Here is a 17,917-nt window from a genome sequence, read left to right on the forward strand (position 1 = left end):
CTCACATACGGCGAATTCGCAGGTAACGGCGCATATCCGGCACCGACCGGACGCCGATGTACACGCCGATCGCCGCCACCACCGCGACGATTCCGGTCGCGATCATTCCCACGGTTGCCATTGGTCGGCCTTCCTTTCCGTTGTCTCGGGCCGCCGATGCCGCCGACCGGCAGACGGGTCATCCCTGCCCTTCGGTGGGCGAAGTGGCTCCGCCCACATCCACGTCGTCGACGGTGCCGGTCGCCGTCTCGTCGGCGTCGTTCGCCGTCTTCTTACGGTCGTCGTAGGGCGGAACCGGCGGTTCGCTGCCGGGAACCGGCTCCGAGACGAACTCGGCCTCGCGCTCGGCAGCGGTTCCGTGCACGGAGGTCGTCTCCTCGTGCCCGAGATCGCCCGGTTCACGGTCGGTGCTGCCCGCGGCCGCGGTATCCGCGCCGGTATCGCGCGACCCGGGTTGCCCGCGCGCCTCCTGCGGTTCTTCGCTGTGGTCCTGCATGGTGTCTCCTTCCAGTTCTCGGGGGCTGTCGAGCGGCTCGAGTTCGTCGGGTGCGAAATAGAGATAGCGGCCGAACCATTCGTGCAGATCGGCCGCGGGATCGTCGTCCAGCACGACACCGACGTGTGCCTGTCCGTCGACGTCCTCGTGGACGGAGACGACGCGGGCGGACCGGCCCGCGGTGAACAGATCCTGGGCGTCGGCCCGGCGAGACGGGTGCAGCCTGACCCTGCTGCCTCGGCGCACCAGCACGCCCGACACCGGCACCGCGTCGATATCCGGGCGTACGGCACCGTCGGCCGCCGGGTCCCACCAATCGATGCCCTCGGGCACCTCGGGTACCAGGGGCGAGCGGCCGGGATGCGGATCGCGGAGCACGCCGTGCAGCTGCCGCATCGTCTCCGGCGTGACGGCGTCGCAGCGGTCGATGATCTCGCCGGCACGCGCGTCGGTCGCACGGGCCTGCGCCTTCTCGTCGTCGGTCATGGTCATCACGCGCAGGGTGAGGATCTCGTCGATCTCGGTGGAATCGAACAGCGCTCCCTCGCTCTGCTCGGCGATCTCCGGATGGTCGTAGAGGATGATCGGTGAGATCAGCAGCAGGGTGCGGTCGCCGGGCGGGCCGGCGAGCACCGGGAAGCACCGATGCCGGTCGCAGCGCTCGACCGCGACCGCGGCGTCCGCCGGTGGTTCGAGCGCGGAAACGAACTGTCCCCCGGCGGCTTCCACGATGAGGTGCGCGCCGATCAGCGAGCGGGCGAGGGCATCGTCGGAATCGGTCGCGGGTGCGGCCACGTTGCGGATCTCGGCGGCGAGCCGCAGGAATCGGCCGTCCCGCTCGACCCCGAGTTCGAATTCACCGGCCAGCGGCTGCCTGGTCCGTACCAGCGCACCGACGGCCTCGTCCGCCGCGCCGGCGATCTCCTCGGTGTCGGAGCCGCTCGAAACCGTCAGTGCGCGCACGAGGTTTCCGGGCGCGACGGGGCCGACGACGATCTCCCGCGCGACCGCCTCGTCCCAGGACAGCCAGGATCGACCCCCGACGGTGAGTTCGGCGCGCGGTGTACCCGCGCCGTCGATCACCTGACGGTGCTGGAGCTGGAGGAACCGGATCGTCCACGTCAGCACGGGGTCCGTACCCGGCTCGAGGACGAACTCGGCCGACAACGACGGCTCTTCGCCGAGCCCGGCCGCGGCCGCCCCGGGCGGACCCAGCACACCGAACTGCCAGCGCGACCGATTCTTACGGCTGTTCGCCCGATAGGGGTAGAGCAGGTAGCCCTCGTAGAGCACCGCGTCGGCGACGGCGCGGGCCCGGGCGATCCCCGCGGCGGTCACGGTGCTTCTCCGGCGTGGGTGAGCAGGCGGGTCACGGCATCGTCGAATCCGAGCAGACCGTGGCCGGATTTGTAGGCGGTCAGCGCCTCGAGCGTGTCCCGGTGCAGGCGCAGCCAGCCGGTGTTCGGGAAATGCGCGGCCATCACGTCCTGCCATACCGAGACCGGCATATCGAACGTGTCCTCACGATCCCAGGGGATCTGCTGGATGGCGAAGCCGCCGCTGCCCCGGATGAAGACCGTGCCGCTGAACAGGAACAGCAGCGGCACCGTGCCCTCACGCAATGCGTGCAGGTACTTCGATCCGGTCACCTCGAAGTCGTAGGTGCACGGCATCGGCAGATCCACCTCAGCGCCGCCGGAGAACCCGGAAACCATGGTGGCGCAGTGCATCCAGAGGAACGAGCGCTGCGTGTCCCGCCAGCGCTCACGGGCACCGAACAGATCGGTCAGGCCCGCGCCCTCCTCGTCGGAGTAGCGGCGGCGCGACGGCTGGATCCGCACCTGCGCGCGTAACGCCACGGCGTGCACGGGCTCCTCGGCGAGCGCGGCGAGACCGACCCGTGCGGTCAGGGTCGGCGCCACCGCGTACGGTTCCGGCTTGATCTCGAGCACGGCGAAGGTCATCGAGTGGACGGGACTCATGGCGCGCCGCCCGTGCGCGCCCGGGCCGAGACCGTCGCGAAGAACTCGTCCAGATAGCGGCGCACCTCGGCCCCGCCGTCGAAGCCGCGCCAGAGCAATCGCATCCGGCCGACGAATTCGTAGCACGCGTCGATCGGCAGCAGCAGACAACTCGCGGCCGCGGTCCCGTTCTCCGGGACCCGGATCAGCAGGGCTTCGACGTCGGCCGCGAGGGTGTCCAGTTCCGGATGCCGCTGCACGAGCGCATTCCACTGCGCCAACGGCAATTCCGATTCGGTCGCGCCCGCGGGCCCCGGGTAGAACGCCACGGTCCGGCCCAGTGCGGAGTTGTGGAAGAAGAACGCCAGGCCCACCGGAATCTCCAATGCGTCCCACTCGCCCTGGCCGATCTCGAAATCGGGGAAGGCGAGATAGCGGTCGGGCACCGACCGGTAACGCAACGCCGCCTTCTGGTCCACGAAAAGCAGGTAGCAGGCGCGGCACACACACAACAGCTGCCTGCCTTCGATGTTCACGACGTGCTGGTGTTCGCCGGCAATCGGGTCGGCGCACATCTCACACCGCTCGCCCATCCGCCGCGGCGGCGGGCGCTCGGCGGTGATCCGCCGCAACGTTCGGAACGGTGTGTTCACCCGTGCACCCCCACCGGTACCGCCATCGACAGCACGCCGTCACGCACCAGCACCGGGATCGGCTCCAGGTGACCGTCGCCGTCGATGCGCGCACCGGCCGCCACGACGTCGAAATGCGCGCGGCAGGTGGGGCAGCGCAGGATCGCGTCGCCGACCGGCAATCCGGGCCGCCGGTGCAGGGCCGCCCCGGCGAGCGACTGCGCACAGACCGGGCAGAGGTCCCGGTAGGCGAAGACGTGCTCACCCACCCGGCAGGCCAGCACCGGGGCCCCGGCCACGGCGAACCCGCCCACCTCGCCGGGGACCAGCTCGGCCAGTTCGGGGGCCGGGACCCAATGGCCCGCCGCGTCGCTCGAACGCACCCGGGAGAACAGCGAATCGGCGGGGATCGGCGCCGCGGGCGCGGTGGTCGCGGCGACGACTTCGATGGCCTCGATCTCCGGCGCCGCCGCGCGGACCGCGTCCTGCACCGCCAGCTCCAGGGTCACCGACGAGGACGGGCAGCCGCGGCAACTCCCGGTCAGTTCGAGGCGGACCACCGCGCCGGCGATCTCGACCAATTCCACGTCGCCGCCGTGCGAACCCAGGTAGGGACGCACACTGTCCAGCGCCGCCCGCACTCGGGTGTCCACGTCGTGCGGGTGCAGCCCGTGGACGAGCAGCAGGCTCGCGACCAGGTCGTCGCGAGCCAGCCGTTCCAGCATCCCGGTGTCCATCAGTTCGACCACCCGTGCCAGACCGGCCCCGTACAGATCGACGACCTCGCGCACCAGCTGTTCGGCGCGTTCACGAGCCACCGCGCCACCCGCCGAACTCGCCTCGAGCAGCGTCTCTATCCGATCACCCGCCGTACGCCACCGGCTTTCGCCGGGGTTCGCGTCGGCCTGTTCTGCCGGGCGGACATCCACCGCCACCCTCCCGTCGCCGGTACCGATACGGACTCACTCCGGGGTGAGCGCCTGCGTCGGCGAGTGCAGTTTCTGCAGCGTCTGCCCCTTGCCGAGATACATGTGCACGCCGCACGGCAGGCACGGGTCGAAACTGCGCACCGTGCGCATGATGTCGATGCCCTTGAAGTGCTCGCGGTCGTTCTCCTCGAAGATCGGCTGCCCTTGCACCGCGTCCTCGTACGGGCCAGGGGTGCCGAAGGCATCGCGCGGGCTGGCGTTCCACGGGGTCGGCGGATACGGGTGGTAGTTCGCGATCTTCCCGTCCCGGATCACCATGTGGTGCGAGAGCACACCGCGCACCGCCTCGGTGAAACCGCAGCCGATGCCCTCCTCGGGCACCTCGAAAGGCTCCCAGGTCTTGGTGTGGCCCGCCCGTATCTCCGTGAGCGCTTTCTCCGCGAAATGCAGTGCGCAGGCCGCCGCGTAGGCCTGGAAGTAGGTGCGGGCACGGTCGCGTTCGATGGTGTTGCTGCCGTGCACGGGGATCTTCCACTCCAGCGTGACCGGCCCCTTCAGCGCGGTCTTCGGCAGATTGATCTGCACGCTGTGACCGGTGGCCTTCACATATCCGATATCGACCAGGTTCGCCAGCGCCGTCGACCACAGGCGCGCCAGCGGGCCACCGCCGGTGTCCAATGCGAGGTGATCGGTGCCGTCGAACCAGCGCGGTGACATGACCCAGCTGTACTTGTCGTCCAGGTCGCGTTTCTGCGGCTTGGGGTTGGTGTGCTGGTTCCAGGGGTGGCGCCGGTCCACCGGATTGCCCAGCGGGTCGGTTGTCACGAACATCTCCTGGTCGGTCCAGTCCTCGTAGTAGGAACTGCCGAGCAGGATCCGCAGACCGAGGTTGATGTCGACCAGGGACGTGGTGACCAGCTTGCCGTCCACCACGACTCCCGGGGTGACGAACATCTTTCGACCCCAGTCCTCCATGTCCTTGTACTCGAAATTGCAGACCTCGGGGTCCTGGAACGAACCCCAGCAGCCGAGCAGCGTCCGCCGCAGGCCGACCTTCTCGTAGCCGGGCAACGCCTCGTAGAAGAAATCGAACAGGTCGTCGTGCATCGGAACGACGCGCTTCATGAACTCGACGTAGCGCATCAATCTGGTCATGTAATCGGTCATCAACTGCACCGTCGCCACCGTGCCCGGACCGCCGGGATACAGCGTCGACGGATGCACATGCCTGCCCTCCATCAGGCAGAACATCTCGCGGGTATACCGGCTGACCTGCAGGGCCTCCCGGTAGAACTCCCCGGTGAACGGGTTGAGAGCCCGCATGATGTCGGCGATGGTGCGGTAGCCGTGGGCCTCGGCGTGCGGAGCCTCGGCCCGCTCGGCCGCGGCGAGCACCCCCGGGTTGGTCTCCGCGACCATCTTCTCGCAGAAATCCACCCCGACCAGGTTCTCCTGGAAGATGTTGTGGTCGAACATGTACTCGGCGGCCTCGCCGAGGTTGACGATCCATTCGCCCAGGTGCGGCGGCTGGACTCCGTAGGCCATGTTCTGGGCGTAGCAGGAGCACGTCGCGTGGTTGTCGCCGCAGATGCCGCATATCCGGCTGGTGATGAAATGTGCGTCGCGCGGGTCCTTGCCGCGCATGAAGATCGAATAGCCGCGGAAGATGGACGAGGTGCTGTGGCACTCGACCACTTCCCGGTTCGCGAAGTCGATCTTGGTATAGATTCCGAGGCTGCCGACGATACGAGTGATCGGATCCCACGCCATGTCGACGAGGCTGTCCGGTTGGATCGTGCGGTGCGAGGGCTCGGGGATGATCTGAGTCATCGGAGCTTCTCCTACCAGGTGCGGGTGGCGCCGGTCTCGAGCTTTTCGCCGCGATGCCGCCAGCGCGGCTCTTTGTCGACGGTGCGGCCGGTGATGGTACGGAGGCTGCGGATCACCGATCCGTAGACGCCCGAGGCAGCGGAGGAGAGCTTCCCGCCGGGCGGTTCGTCCATGAACGGCATGAATTTGTCGGGGAATCCGGGCATCGTGCAGCCGATGCAGATACCGCCCACGTTCGGGCAGCCGCCCACCCCGTTGATCCACCCGCGCTTGGGCACGTTGCACTTGACCACCGGACCCCAGCACCCGAGCTTCACGATGCATTTCGGCGAGCCGTACTCGGTGGCGAAATCACCCTGCTCGTAATAGCCCGCACGGTCGCAACCCTCGTGCACGGTCGCGCCGAACAGCCATTTCGGCCGTAGCGCCTCGTCGAGCGGGATCATCGGCGCCTGGCCGGTGGCCATGTAGAGCAGGTAGGTGAGCGTCTCGGACAGGTTGTCCGGGTGGATGGGGCAGCCGGGCACGCAGACGATCGGGATGCCCGCCTTGCTCTTCCACTCCCAGCCGAGGTAGTCGGGGACGCCCATCGCGCCGGTCGGGTTGCCCGCCATCGCGTGGATACCACCGTAGGTCGCGCAGGTGCCGACAGCGACCACCGCGGTGGCCTTCGGGGCGAGCCGGTCCAGCCATGCGCTGGTCGTCATCGGCTGGCCGGTAGCGGGATCGTTGCCGAACCCGCACCAGTAGCCTTCGTCGTGCAGTTGTTCGTTCGGTATCGATCCCTCCACCACCAGGACGAAGGGCTCGAGTTCACCCCGGTCCGCGCGGAAGAACCATTCGAGGAAGTCGTCGGCTCCGCCGTTGGGGCCGCACTCGAAATCGATGAGCGGCCAGTGCACGGCCACTTTCGGTAGACCGGGTAATGCGCCGAGGGCGATTTCTTCGACACTGGGCTGGGTGGCGGCGGTCAACGCCACCGAATCGCCATCGCAACTGAGACCGGCGTTGATCCAGAGCACATGGATCAGCGCCTCCTCAGCTCGGACCGCTTCCTGAGTGGGCATATCCTGCCACCTTCCGGAGTCGGAGCGGCGACTCGTCGCTCCGGCCCGCTTCGCGGGTTTGTGACGCCGATCACGTCAGTCTAGGCGGGGTCGATCACACCCTCAAGACTCGCCGAGACCGTCCGGCGCTGCTCACCCAGCCACTCGTACCAGTGATCGAGGCCCTCGCCGGTGGTCACCGACAGCGGCAGGATGTCCACGCCCGGATTCACCGCACGCGCGTACTCGGTACACGCGGCCAGGTCGAAATCGACATACGGCAGCAGATCGATCTTGTTCACGAGCACCAGACCCGCCGCGGCGAACATGTGTGGGTACTTCAGCGGTTTGTCCGTTCCCTCGCACACCGAGATCATCACGACCTTGCGGTGTTCCCCGAGGTCGAACAGTGCCGGACAGACCAGATTGCCGACATTCTCGACGAACAGCACGGTGCCGGGCGCGGGGTCCAGCGCGTTCAGAGCCCGATGCGTCATCTCGGCATCCAGATGACAACCGGATCCGGTGTTCACCTGCACGGCCCGCGCCCCGGTCGCGGCGATTCGCTCCGTGTCCAGCTCCGTCTCCTGGTCACCCTCGATCACCGCGATCGGCGTCTCGGGCAGCTCGCGAATCGTCCGCTCGAGCAGCGTGGTCTTCCCCGCGCCCGGGGAACTGGTCATGTTCAGTGCCAGGATGCCGCGCTCCCGCAGCCACTCGCGATTGTGCTGGGCGAGGTGGTCGTTCTTCGCCAGCACCTTCTGCTCCAGCGACACCGTCTCTGTCAGGGGTGCGTGCTCGTGCTCGGCGACGTTCCCACATCCGCAGGTTGCGCACATTCGAGGCTCACTTCCATCGACCGGATTCGCAGTTCCCGGCCTGTCCTGATCTCCACGTCGGCGCTTCCGCACCGGCAGAGCAGGAGCAGATCGGTGACGGTGAAGTCCGCACCGCAGCCGCGGCAATGCGCCGCGCCGGGTACGCACCGGATATCCAAGCTCGCCCCCTCCGCGACGGTGCCCTCGGCAACGAGGTCGAAACAGAATCGCATCGCTTCCGGGACCACCGCGGTCAGAACACCCACATCGACGGTCACGCTGTACACCTGCCGACCCGCCGCGTGCTCACACACGGCGTCGATGACACTCTGCGTGATGGCGAGTTCGTGCATCGTGGTCCGACTCTCGAGGGATAGTTGGATGCTACTACCGCCCATGTCGATCTGCTATCGCGTTGCGGTGCGGCTGAACCCGCAGCGCCATGTTTAGCCGTGGGACAGCGCGGCATGCCCTCGGCAAGGACCGGGCGCGTGGTAGCGCGGGACCGGTCGTACGCCGAAGGAGAGGAGTCGCCCGATGGCTGAACTGGACGGGGTGCGGGCCCTGATCGTCACCGCGAACACCGGGGTGGAACACGACGAGCTGGTGACGCCGCGCGACCGGTTGCGCGAACGCGGCGCGATGGTCACCCACGCCGCGCCGAAGGCGGAGCGGGTGAGCACCTATCGCCACGATCTGGAGCCGGCCGAGAGCGTGGAGCCGGACCTCGGTCTCGACGAGGTCCAGGTCGGGGATTTCGACGTGCTGGTGCTGCCCGGCGGCACCGTCAATGCCGACAAGCTGCGCATGGACGACCGCGCGGTCGCGCTGGCCAAAGACTTCGCCGCCGCGGGCAAGCCGATCGCCGCGATCTGTCACGGCCCGTGGCTGCTCGCCGAGGCGGACCTGATCGAGGGCAAGACGCTCACCTCCTATCCGTCGCTGCGTACCGATCTCGCCAACGCGGGCGGCACCTGGGTGGACGAGCCCGCCGTCCGTTCCGGCGAGGGCGACTGGACGCTCATCACCTCACGCAACCCCCGTGACCTCGACGATTTCGTGTACGCGATCACCCGGGAGCTCACGGCGGCCTGACCGCCCGCCGCATGCGATCCGGCGCTCGACGAGGGCCGCCCGCCACCGCAGCCCCGGCACGATCGCCGCTGGACAGAGTTGCCGGCGGGATACTCTGATGGTGTTTCGCCACCAACCTTCGATCGAAGAGGTGACCGATGACCACTGCTGAAACTCCCGCTCAGACCGCAATCCCGATGCCCCGGATCGGTGACCCGGCGCCCGCGTTCACCGCGGTGACCACGCAGGGGACGATCAACTTCCCCGCCGACTACAAGGGCAAGTGGGTGATCCTGTTCTCCCACCCGGCCGACTTCACCCCGGTATGCACCAGCGAATTCATCACTTTCGCCTCGATGCAGGAGGAGTTCGGCAAGTACAACACCGAACTCGTCGGACTGTCCGTCGACGGCCTCTACAGTCACATCGCCTGGCTGCGCACCATCAAGGACAAGATCACCTTCCGCGGCATGAGCGACGTCGAGGTGACGTTCCCGCTCATCGAGGACATCACGATGGAGGTGGCCCGTCGCTACGGAATGATCATGCCGGGCGAAGACAGCACCAAGGCCGTGCGCGGAGTCTTCGTCGTCGACCCGGCCGGGATCATCCGCACGATGATCTACTACCCGCTGAGCACGGGCCGCAACTTCGACGAACTGCTCCGCGTGATCAAGTCCCTGCAGACCGCCGACGCGTTCGGGGTAGCCACGCCCGCCGACTGGCGTCCCGGCGAGCCGGTGATCGTCCCGACCGCCGGGTCCTGCGGTGTCGCGGCGGACCGGATGTCCGGCGCCGAGGAAGGCGTCGAGTGCGAGGACTGGTTCTTCTGCACCAAGCAGATCAGCGAGGAGGATGTCGAGAAGGCCATCCGCGTCGATTAGGGAGTCAGGCGTCGGCGGCGCGCAGTGCGAACCAGCCCTCGCCGGGGTCGGCGAAACCGTGGTAGACGAGCGGCGCGCGCTGGTCGATGTCGAAGTGCCGGTAGACCGCGAGCATCGCCTGGCGGACCGACCACGCCTGGAAGTCATCGATGCGCCGCATGCCGATCCGGTGCTCGGGCAGTGTCGCCAGGCGCAGCACCTCGGCGCGGTCGCCGAGATCGAGGCCGGCGGGGGTGGGATCGGTGATGAGATGGTCGCGCAGGACGGTGCGGATCAGATCGGGGTCGCAGGGGCTGGGATCGTAGGTACTGAAGATTGTTCGATAGGGCGGGGTGACGGTTTCCTGGGCCGCGTCGATCAGCTCGCGATCGGGCCGGGCTTCTCCGGTGGTGCGAACGTCGTCCTGTTCGAGCACGTGCAGGATGAGCCCGCCGGGTATCAGTGGTTCGGGAACAAGGAACAACGACATCGACGGTCGCCGGCCCTCGGTCACGCAGACCTTGGTGTTCGGCGGCAATCCGGTGGGTCCGGGAACTGTTCCGTAGGTGGGGAGTGGTACGGGGGCGGGATCGGACATCCGTCCTCCAGGAAGGCTCGGAACTACAAGGGCGGCGCGCGATCCGCGAGCGCGGACCACACGGCCTGGCGGTGTCGGTGCGCGTACTTCTCGTTGTGTCCTCGGCTCCCACCGTACTCGCGTCGGGGCGGCGGCGAGCTGGTATTTCCTCGGATGGTCGCGGACACGAGGATCGCCTTCCAGTGCCGGGTTGCCCGGTCGCAGCGGGCATGCCCGGAAAACCGGGGGCACGGCGATCGCCCTCGAAAACCTCCGTCCCGGTGCGGAATTGAATACGATCCGGCTGTTCACGGCAGTCCGCCGGAAACGAAACCGGAAGATCCGGGTGATTCGCCCGGCCGCGACGAGGCGGCGGCCGGAGAGATGAGGTTCGACCATGAGAACGACGATGACCGGGCTGGCGGCGGCGACGCTGGCTGCGTGTGCGATACCGGTGATCGCGGCGCCGAACGCGGCCGCCGAGATCGAAAAGCTGATCGTCATGGGTCCCGACTACGGGATTCCCTGCTCGAGCGAATGGGGATGCCAGATCCGCGCGGTCACGGGCGGCGTGGACGCCTACGATCCGGTGACCATCACGATCGACGGCGAGGTCGTCAGCACTTCGGGCTTCTACGATTGGTATCCGGTCGAAGACCGCACCTACACGATCGCCGCTATCCAGAACGCGTCGAAGCGATCGATGACGATCACCCTGCCCTATGACTACCAGCGGCCGCAATCGCTGTCCGGCGAGGCGCCGAGCAGTGGATCCGCGAGCTGATCATGGCGCGTCGCGGTGCGACCTCTCGGATTCGGATCGATTCGGCGCTGACCAGCTGATCCACGGGTTGTAGAGCCCGAGCCGCGGAGAAAACCGGCGCATCCGCCTGCCCAAAATCCGAAACGTGCTCACTTCACATTTCGTGGCGCGTGGGTGCGCCGGTTACACCCGAGCTTCGGGTTGTCCGTAGCAGCACCGGCGTCAGATAGCCTGCGGCGAAGGCGCGCAGTTCCGGCTCGTCACGCAGCCGCGGTGGCGCGTCGGGAGTGAGGACCAGGGAGTGCACGAGGCGCACGATCATGCCCGCGAGGGTCTCCGGGTCACGGACCGCGCCCGTGGTGGCGAAGAGTTGCTCGGCGACGAAGGCGGTGGCCAGGGCGAGGATGTCGCCCGCGCCGATGGTGATCGCGGCAAGGGTCTGATCGCGGTCCACGGCAAGCAGTTTCACCAGGATCGGATTGGTGCGCAGCAGCGTGACGGTGGTGGCGAAACCGTGGGTGACGCGCTCGGCGGCGGCTTCGGGATCGGCCGGATCGAGGTGGCGCAGGCGGGCCGCGATCTGTTCGAGGACGCGGGCCGTTTCGCGCAGCAGAGCGGCGCGCACGATCACGTCCTTGGCGCCCACGCGCCGGTAGAGGGTGGCGCGGTTGACGCCTGCCTGCCGGGCGATGTCGTCGGCGCTGACGCGGCTGATGCCGATGTCGGCGAACAGCGTGAGGGCGGCGTCGAGGATGCGGGCGGTGGTGGCGTCGCGGTCGATCTCGGCGCCGAGTAGCGCTGCGAAGTCGCTGGATTCCGGGGAGTTCTCTGCCGGGGGGTTCGGTGACGCCACGCGGCTGAACCTTACCGGGGCTGCGGTGGTGCGCGGGCTGGTCCGGCGAGACGGTCCCCGCTCGCCTGGCGAGAGGATGCGACAATCCGCTATATTTTGTCGCATCGATTCACCCGTGTGACGAGGAGGTCCCATCGTGGGTGCTATGAACGGCTCCGCCACCGCCGCTGCGGAAGAGGGGTCGACTCTGCTCGGCGCCCCCATCGGTCCGGGCTCGCTGGTCTGGAAGTACGCCGGAGACTGGCGCAACATGCTGTTCCTGGGCCGGACCGGCATCATGCAGAACATGCACCCCGCCGTCGGCGCGGCGCTGCAGGATCATTCGAACTTCTTCGACAACCCGTGGGATCGCCTGGTCCGCTCGGTGCCGCAGATCCAGGGCATGATCTACGACGCCGACAACGAAGAGCAGGCCGCCCGAGTGCGCGACTACCACAAGCCGCTCAAGGGCACCGATTCGCGCGGCGAGCGCTACCACGCGCTCAACCCGGACGTGTACTGGTGGACCCACGCCACCTTCGTCGAACTCAATATCGCCATCAACGAGTACTTCGGCACCCCGCTGACCGACGCGCAGAAGGATCAGCTGATCGCCGAGGGCGTCACCTGGTGGCGGATGTACGGCCTGTCGGATCGGGTGCTCGTCTCGAACTACGCGGAGTTCAAGGAGTACTGGGACCGCACCATCGACGAGGTGCTGGAACGCAATGCCACCACCGACTTCGCGCTGCGCCTGGATCGGCAGAAGATCCCGACGATGCCGGGCATTCCCGAGCCGGTGTGGTCGGTGATCTGGCGGCCGGTGATGGCGTTCAATCTCTGGCTCGCCAACGGCCTGATGCCGGAGCGGGCGCGCGAGATCCTCGGCATGCGGCCGTGGGGGCGCGTCGACCAGGCGGCGTTCACCGTCTTCTGCAATACCGTCCGCTACACCTGGCCGCTGCTGCCCGACCGCCTGAAGTACGCGCCGCGTGCCTACGCGGGCATCAAGCGAGTGCGCGGGAAGTAGCCTTCGTCCGACCGGCTCGGCCGGGCTATTGACGCCAGGCCAACCGATCGGCCAAATTGATCGGGTCCCATTTATCACCGGGCTGTCCGAACGAGGGAGTCGCCTGTGCAGAACCGACCGACGGCAGCCGAGCTGCTGGAATCGCTGGCCGAGCTGCTGGAGGACACGCTGTTGCCCGCGTTGCCGCCCGGTCTGCAACATCGCGCGCGGGTCGGGGCGAACCTGGCCCGCATCCTGAGCCGGGAGGTCGAGCTCGGCCCCGACGCGGCGGCGCGGGAGGCCGAACTGCTGGCCGCCGTGCCGGAGGGGAACGAGGAAGCCCTCTGGCACGCGCTCGCCGAAGTGGTGCGCGCCGACCTCGCGATCGCCAAGCCCGGCTACGACAGCTGGGAGGGTGAGTGAACGCCGATCCGTCCACCGGTCTGGCCGAGTTCCTCGGCGAGACTTTCGGCAGCCCCGTGCGCGTCACCGGACTGGAATTCCTCTCCGCGGGCGCACGGCGGCGCAATGTGGCTTTCACCGCCGAGGTCCAGGGGCAGGGGGCGCGTCCGCTGGTGGCGACCATCGTGCCGCCCGCGGTGGAGATCATGACCGTCGAGGCCGAGGCGGCGGTGCGGGAACTGGCGCGGGCCAACGGCGTTCCGGTACCCGAGGTGGTGGCGGTGTGCGCCGATCCCGCCCGCATCGGTGAGCCGTTCCTGGTATCCGAACGCATCGATGGTGAGACGGTGCCGCGCAAGGTGCTTCGCCTGATCGCGGCGTCCGGGAATGCCGAGACCGTCGCCCGGCAGTGGGGAGCGGCGATGGGCGCCCTGCACGCCATCGATCCCGCCCTGGCCCCGGAGGCGTTGCCCGCCGCCGGAGCCGATCCGGCCGCCGAGCAACTGGCCGAGGCCGAGAAGGGCGTGCGCACGCTGCTGGCCGATCGTCCGGTGTTCGCGATGGCGTTGCGCTGGCTGGAACGCCGACTGCCCACCGCGCCGGCACGCACCGCCTTGCTGCACACCGATCTGCGCAACGGCAACATCGTCGTCGCCCCCGAGGGCCTGACCGCTGTCCTGGACTGGGAGGGCGCGCAGCGCAACGGCGACCCGATGCGCGATGTGGCCTGGCCCGCGCTGCGGATGTGGCGATTCCGCAACGACGACAAGGAATTCGGCGGTTTCGCCGACCGGGACACCTTCGTGCGCGGCTACGAGGAAGCCGGGGGCAGTTTCGATCTCGACCGGTTCCGCTGGTGGAAGGTGATGGGCACGCTCGCCTGGGGCGTCGGGCTGGCCGGACAGGCCGCCGCGCATCTGGACGGCACCGTCCGCGACATCGTCATGGCCGCCAGCGGCCGCCGCGTGTCGGAAATCGAATGGGATCTGCTCATGCAGATCCGACCGGACGCGAAAGCCTAGGAGAGACATGGACTTCGAACTTCCCGAGGAACTGGCCGACTACCTGAAGGAACTCGACGCCTTCATCGAAGCCGAGATCATCCCGCTCGAGCAGACCGGCGACAACATCAAGTTCTTCGACCACCGCCGCGAGGACGCCCGCACCGACTGGGAGCGCGGCGGCCTGCCCACCGAGGAATGGGAGGCGCTGCTGGCCGAATCACGCCGCCGCGCCGACGCCGCGGGCCACTACCGCTACGCCTTCCCCAAGGAATTCGGCGGCCGCGACGGCACCAACCTCGGCATGGCGGTCATCCGCGAGCACCTCGCCCGCCGCGGCCTGGGCCTGCACTGCGACCTGCAGAACGAGCACGCCATCGTCGCCAACAATGTCGGCCTGCTGCTGATGCTCGAGTACGGCACCGAGGCCCAGAAGGCGCAGTGGGTGGACGGATTGGCCGAGGGCACCAAGTTCTTCGCCTTCGGCATCACCGAGCCCGAACACGGCTCGGATGCCACCCACATGGAGACCACCGCCGTGCGCGACGGCGACGACTGGGTCATCGACGGCGTCAAGACCTGGAACACCGGCGTGCACATCGCCGACGCCGACCTGATCTTCGCCCGCACCTCCGGTAAGGCGGGCGACGGCCGCGGTATCACCGCCTTCCTGGTTCCCACCGACACTCCCGGCTTCCACGTCGACGAGTACCTGTGGACGTTCAACATGCCCACCGATCACGCCCGCGTCTCGCTGAACAGCGTGCGGGTGCCGGATTCCGCGATCTTCGGCGGCGAGGGCCGCGGCCTCGGCGTCGTCCAGCACTTCTTCAACGAGAACCGGATCCGCCAGGCCGCCTCCAGCCTCGGCGCGGCGCAGTACTGCATCGATCAGGCCGTCGCCTACGCCAACGAGCGCAAGCCCTTCGGTAAGCCGTTGTCGTCCAACCAGGCGATCCAGTTCCAGCTGGTCGAGCTGCACACCCAGTGCGAGATGCTGCGAGCCCTGGTCCACAAGACCGCCTGGTCCATGGACCGCTACGGCAATTTCTCGGTGTCCGAACAGGTCTCGATGTGCAACTACTGGGCCAACCGGCTGGTCTGCGAGGCCGCCGACCGCGCCATGCAGGTGCACGGCGGGCTCGGCTACTCCCGGTACAAGCCGTTCGAGCACATCTACCGACATCACCGCCGCTACCGCATCACCGAGGGTGCGGAGGAGATCCAGATGCGCCGGGTCGCGGGCTACCTGTTCGGTTTCATGGACCGGAAATCGGTCAAGGGCGTTTAGCCCGCGTCTCTCGTAGGTCACGGGGCCCGGCAGGCGTTGGGTTCACGCGGTTGTCGCATACGAGGTTCAGCAGCGCAGGTATGAGCGCCCACCCTGACCCCGGTCAAGGCCTGCTGGCTGCTATGCAGCGGACCAGAGTGGTGCGGTCGATGTAGTGACCAAGATCGGAATTGAGCATCTCGATGAAGGGCTGTAGCGGCTGCGTTGTTCCATTCATTCATAGAGCTGCAGAGCCGCCTTCCTGGAGCCGCCTCCCGCCTGGATGTAGGTCGATAGCCGCGCTGGGCTGAGCCATCGCTCGACCCACGTTCCATCGTTGTCTGCGAGCGTGAACACGCCTGTCGACACGGTTTGCCTTCCTAGCTGAACGCATGTAGATTGGCTGACGAACAGCCCCGGTGGGCCGCTGACCTTGGTCAAGTCGCCGGGGCTTTGTGCTGCCTACGGAGCCTTCAAAGCTCCCCGGGTTTCGCGCGCCCCGGGGGCTCTGTCTGCAGCCGGTCGCTCAGAGTAGTCGGCATATCGATCGGGTTCGTACTCGGCCGGTGTTGTCCGGTCGAGGCGGTGCAGGAGCCGAGTCGTGTTGTCCCAGCACCCCCATCCGCTGTGCCGCGATCGCGGTCAACGATAGGGCGTCCAGCCCGCCGCGCGGGGACGACGGTCCCTGGCACGACCAGCCCGAGGATGCCAAAACCAAGCCTCGGATCAGTTCCTCGGTGCCGGTGGGCCGGCGGCCAACGCTGCGGTCGCCTGTGCGATTGTCTCGGGCGGTGCGGCAACGCTGATCAGCACACTCGGGTGCCACCCGCTGGCCGACCTTGTTCCTTCATCGACCTCACCAGCCATCACATCAGCGTGGTGGATCTCCTCACCGCCTGGATTCGCCAGAATCACACTCTCGCAGAAGGATTTGAGACCGATAGGAAAGATCGAACACGTGAAGATGGACCTGCAGAGTTGACCCCCACCGACGACGCCGCAGCCGCTCGGCTCCTTGCCGACTACCACCAAGCCCGCGGGTACGCCGACACCATCCTCGACATCCCCAACCGCTCCATCACACCCGAACTGATCATCGTGTTGTCGGAGTGGTTGACCGAACTCGAGACGCGGTGGCCGGGGGAGAAGACTCGGGCACGTGATCTGGCCCGACTGTCCCTGTGCCGGGCGCTGGGTACCAAGGAGTCCCGCAAGTCGGTCGCGATCCCTGCTCTGATCTCCCAGTTCGATCACGCCAAGAACATCAACGTGCACACCCGCTCGGCTGCCGGCATCGCCCTCTACGACATCCCGGCGGGCAAGGAGTACTTCGACCAGCTGGCCGCGATCGCAGCGGACCGAGAGTTCGGCAAGAGCCGTGCCATGGTGGTCACCTGGCTGGGCAAATCACGTCACCCCGACGCGGCAGCGGTCGCGGTGGCGCAACTCGACGATGAAACGGTGCAAGGTAACGCCTTGGACGCACTATCGAAGATGCGTGCCCAGGGTGTCCGAGAACAGGTCGAGCCATTCCTGAAAGCCAAGCAGTCCTGGCATCGCCGGCTCGCCGAACGCATCCTGCGCTACGACCAGAGCTGAATCAGCTCCGCGGCTGATCTGTCCAAATGATCGGCTCCGTGCGGTAGCCCTCGAGCGGTGCGGCGTTCACCTGTCCGCCGGTGAGTGAATATCGTTCGAGCACGCCGATCGCCGGCCCGTGAGCATGCTCGAGATGGATCTCGATCCCGCTGGCATGTGTCTGTGGTAGTGCTACGTCGGCAACGACTGCCGCGGCCCTGACCTGCTCGCGTGTCGCCTGCAACGCCGCGACCGTCCGCTGCTTCGCGACACGCGCGTCGTCGGCGAGCGTCTCGATGACGCTGGTGTCGCCGTCGACATCGACAGCCAGCCCGAACGGCAAGAATTCGCCGCGTTCGGCGAGGTGCTTCTCCGCCAACGACAACGCTGACTCCAGCAGCTGGTCCAGGTCATTCTGGACCGACTGTGCGGTGCTGTCACGCCAGGACATAGCCATCTCCCTCGAACAGTCTGGTGGCATCGTGGTGCGCGGCGGTTCCGTACCGATCGTAGGGCGATAGGCCAGCGGGCCCGCTGAGGCCAGACCCGAACGTGGCGCGCAGCTCGAAAGGGTGGTGCACGCGCCACCGGGTGCCGCGCTACCCACCTCGGTGGCGACCAGGCGGGCGACAGTGTCTCTGCCCTTGTCGGTCAGCACGTAGAAAGGGATCGCCCGCTCGAAATCCGGGCGGCTCACCACTTCGCAGCTCACGAGCTGTTCGCGCATGAGGCAGCCGAGCGTCAAGACGGTCGGAGCCATCAGCCCTCTGTCGGTCAAGTCCGATGCAGTACAGGGCTTTTCCGACGAGGCCAGTGCGCGCAGGACACGTTCCTGG

General features: G+C 67.5%; 20 protein-coding genes. 8 read left to right on the forward strand and 12 right to left on the reverse strand.

Annotated features, from left to right (window positions below; genetic code table 11):
* Window position 1: 1 nt before the first annotated feature.
* The 9 genes from NS3_RS30585 to NS3_RS15930 form a co-directional block, all read right to left on the reverse strand.
* Complete coding sequence (locus tag NS3_RS30585) at window positions 2–121, reverse strand: DUF6893 family small protein (protein ID WP_373865313.1); 120 nt, start codon at window positions 119–121, stop codon at window positions 2–4.
* A gap of 57 nt (window positions 122–178) precedes the next feature.
* Window positions 179–1,834 (reverse strand): hypothetical protein, encoded by a 1,656-nt coding sequence (locus tag NS3_RS15895; protein WP_307610095.1) that lies wholly within the window; start codon window positions 1,832–1,834, stop codon window positions 179–181.
* Complete coding sequence (locus NS3_RS15900) at window positions 1,831–2,478, reverse strand: DUF6084 family protein (protein WP_067860306.1); 648 nt, start codon at window positions 2,476–2,478, stop codon at window positions 1,831–1,833. The genes NS3_RS15895 and NS3_RS15900 overlap by 4 nt, the downstream gene beginning before the upstream one ends.
* Complete coding sequence (locus tag NS3_RS15905) at window positions 2,475–3,110, reverse strand: DUF5947 family protein (protein WP_067860307.1); 636 nt, start codon at window positions 3,108–3,110, stop codon at window positions 2,475–2,477. Before NS3_RS15905 ends, NS3_RS15900 begins: the two co-directional genes overlap by 4 nt.
* Window positions 3,107–4,018 (reverse strand): NifU family protein, encoded by a 912-nt coding sequence (locus NS3_RS15910; RefSeq protein ID WP_067860394.1) that lies wholly within the window; start codon window positions 4,016–4,018, stop codon window positions 3,107–3,109. The genes NS3_RS15905 and NS3_RS15910 overlap by 4 nt, the downstream gene beginning before the upstream one ends.
* A gap of 33 nt (window positions 4,019–4,051) precedes the next feature.
* Window positions 4,052–5,848: a nickel-dependent hydrogenase large subunit gene (locus tag NS3_RS15915; protein ID WP_067860309.1), complete on the reverse strand. Its 1,797-nt coding sequence runs from the start codon at window positions 5,846–5,848 to the stop codon at window positions 4,052–4,054.
* Between the two features lie 11 nt (window positions 5,849–5,859).
* Window positions 5,860–6,915 carry an NADH-quinone oxidoreductase subunit B family protein gene (locus NS3_RS15920; RefSeq protein WP_067860311.1) on the reverse strand — a complete coding sequence of 352 codons (1,056 nt, stop codon included), beginning with the start codon at window positions 6,913–6,915 and terminating at the stop codon, window positions 5,860–5,862.
* 80 nt (window positions 6,916–6,995) lie between these two features.
* Entirely contained in the window at window positions 6,996–7,733 is a 738-nt protein-coding gene (hypB, locus tag NS3_RS15925; protein WP_067860313.1) for a hydrogenase nickel incorporation protein HypB, read from the reverse strand.
* The gene (locus NS3_RS15930) at window positions 7,679–8,065 is read right to left on the reverse strand and encodes a hydrogenase maturation nickel metallochaperone HypA/HybF (protein WP_067860396.1); all 387 of its coding nucleotides are present in this window, start codon (window positions 8,063–8,065) and stop codon (window positions 7,679–7,681) included. The genes hypB and NS3_RS15930 overlap by 55 nt, the downstream gene beginning before the upstream one ends.
* A 184-nt stretch (window positions 8,066–8,249) precedes the next feature.
* Here NS3_RS15930 and NS3_RS15935 point away from each other — a divergent pair, with 184 nt between their 5' ends.
* On the forward strand, window positions 8,250–8,807 hold the full coding sequence (locus NS3_RS15935) for a type 1 glutamine amidotransferase domain-containing protein (protein ID WP_067860315.1): 558 nt from the start codon (window positions 8,250–8,252) through the stop codon (window positions 8,805–8,807).
* A gap of 137 nt (window positions 8,808–8,944) precedes the next feature.
* Complete coding sequence (locus NS3_RS15940) at window positions 8,945–9,670, forward strand: peroxiredoxin (RefSeq protein ID WP_174550476.1); 726 nt, start codon at window positions 8,945–8,947, stop codon at window positions 9,668–9,670.
* Between the two features lie 4 nt (window positions 9,671–9,674).
* Here the strand turns inward: NS3_RS15940 and NS3_RS15945 are convergent, their stop codons facing one another.
* Window positions 9,675–10,247: a hypothetical protein gene (locus NS3_RS15945; protein ID WP_245649640.1), complete on the reverse strand. Its 573-nt coding sequence runs from the start codon at window positions 10,245–10,247 to the stop codon at window positions 9,675–9,677.
* A gap of 388 nt (window positions 10,248–10,635) precedes the next feature.
* Between NS3_RS15945 and NS3_RS15950 the strand changes: the two genes are divergently transcribed.
* Complete coding sequence (locus NS3_RS15950; RefSeq protein ID WP_067860317.1) at window positions 10,636–11,010, forward strand: hypothetical protein; 375 nt, start codon at window positions 10,636–10,638, stop codon at window positions 11,008–11,010.
* A gap of 133 nt (window positions 11,011–11,143) precedes the next feature.
* Here NS3_RS15950 and NS3_RS15955 read toward each other — a convergent pair whose 3' ends face one another.
* Window positions 11,144–11,842 (reverse strand): TetR/AcrR family transcriptional regulator, encoded by a 699-nt coding sequence (locus NS3_RS15955; protein WP_245649641.1) that lies wholly within the window; start codon window positions 11,840–11,842, stop codon window positions 11,144–11,146.
* 145 nt (window positions 11,843–11,987) lie between these two features.
* On the opposite strand from NS3_RS15955, the gene NS3_RS15960 reads away from it, so the two are divergent.
* The 5 genes from NS3_RS15960 to NS3_RS15980 all read left to right on the forward strand — a co-directional run bounded on the left by NS3_RS15960 (window position 11,988) and on the right by NS3_RS15980 (window position 17,102).
* On the forward strand, window positions 11,988–12,851 hold the full coding sequence (locus tag NS3_RS15960) for an oxygenase MpaB family protein (protein WP_067860319.1): 864 nt from the start codon (window positions 11,988–11,990) through the stop codon (window positions 12,849–12,851).
* 105 nt (window positions 12,852–12,956) lie between these two features.
* A complete protein-coding gene (locus tag NS3_RS15965) occupies window positions 12,957–13,253 on the forward strand; it encodes a DUF6285 domain-containing protein (protein ID WP_067860321.1) in 297 nt (98 codons plus the stop codon).
* On the forward strand, window positions 13,250–14,254 hold the full coding sequence (locus NS3_RS15970; protein ID WP_067860323.1) for a phosphotransferase family protein: 1,005 nt from the start codon (window positions 13,250–13,252) through the stop codon (window positions 14,252–14,254). The genes NS3_RS15965 and NS3_RS15970 overlap by 4 nt, the downstream gene beginning before the upstream one ends.
* A 7-nt stretch (window positions 14,255–14,261) precedes the next feature.
* Window positions 14,262–15,524, forward strand: coding sequence for an acyl-CoA dehydrogenase family protein (locus NS3_RS15975; protein WP_067860325.1), 1,263 nt, complete (start codon window positions 14,262–14,264; stop codon window positions 15,522–15,524).
* A 957-nt stretch (window positions 15,525–16,481) separates the two neighbouring features.
* On the forward strand, window positions 16,482–17,102 hold the full coding sequence (locus tag NS3_RS15980) for a HEAT repeat domain-containing protein (RefSeq protein WP_067860327.1): 621 nt from the start codon (window positions 16,482–16,484) through the stop codon (window positions 17,100–17,102).
* 1 nt (window position 17,103) lies between these two features.
* Here NS3_RS15980 and NS3_RS15985 read toward each other — a convergent pair.
* The coding region (locus NS3_RS15985) for a hypothetical protein (RefSeq protein WP_218018244.1) at window positions 17,104–17,917 on the reverse strand (814 nt) is incomplete at its 5' end.

The sequence above is a fragment of the Nocardia shimofusensis NBRC 100134 genome (assembly GCF_001613125.1).
Taxonomy (GTDB): domain Bacteria; phylum Actinomycetota; class Actinomycetes; order Mycobacteriales; family Mycobacteriaceae; genus Nocardia; species Nocardia shimofusensis.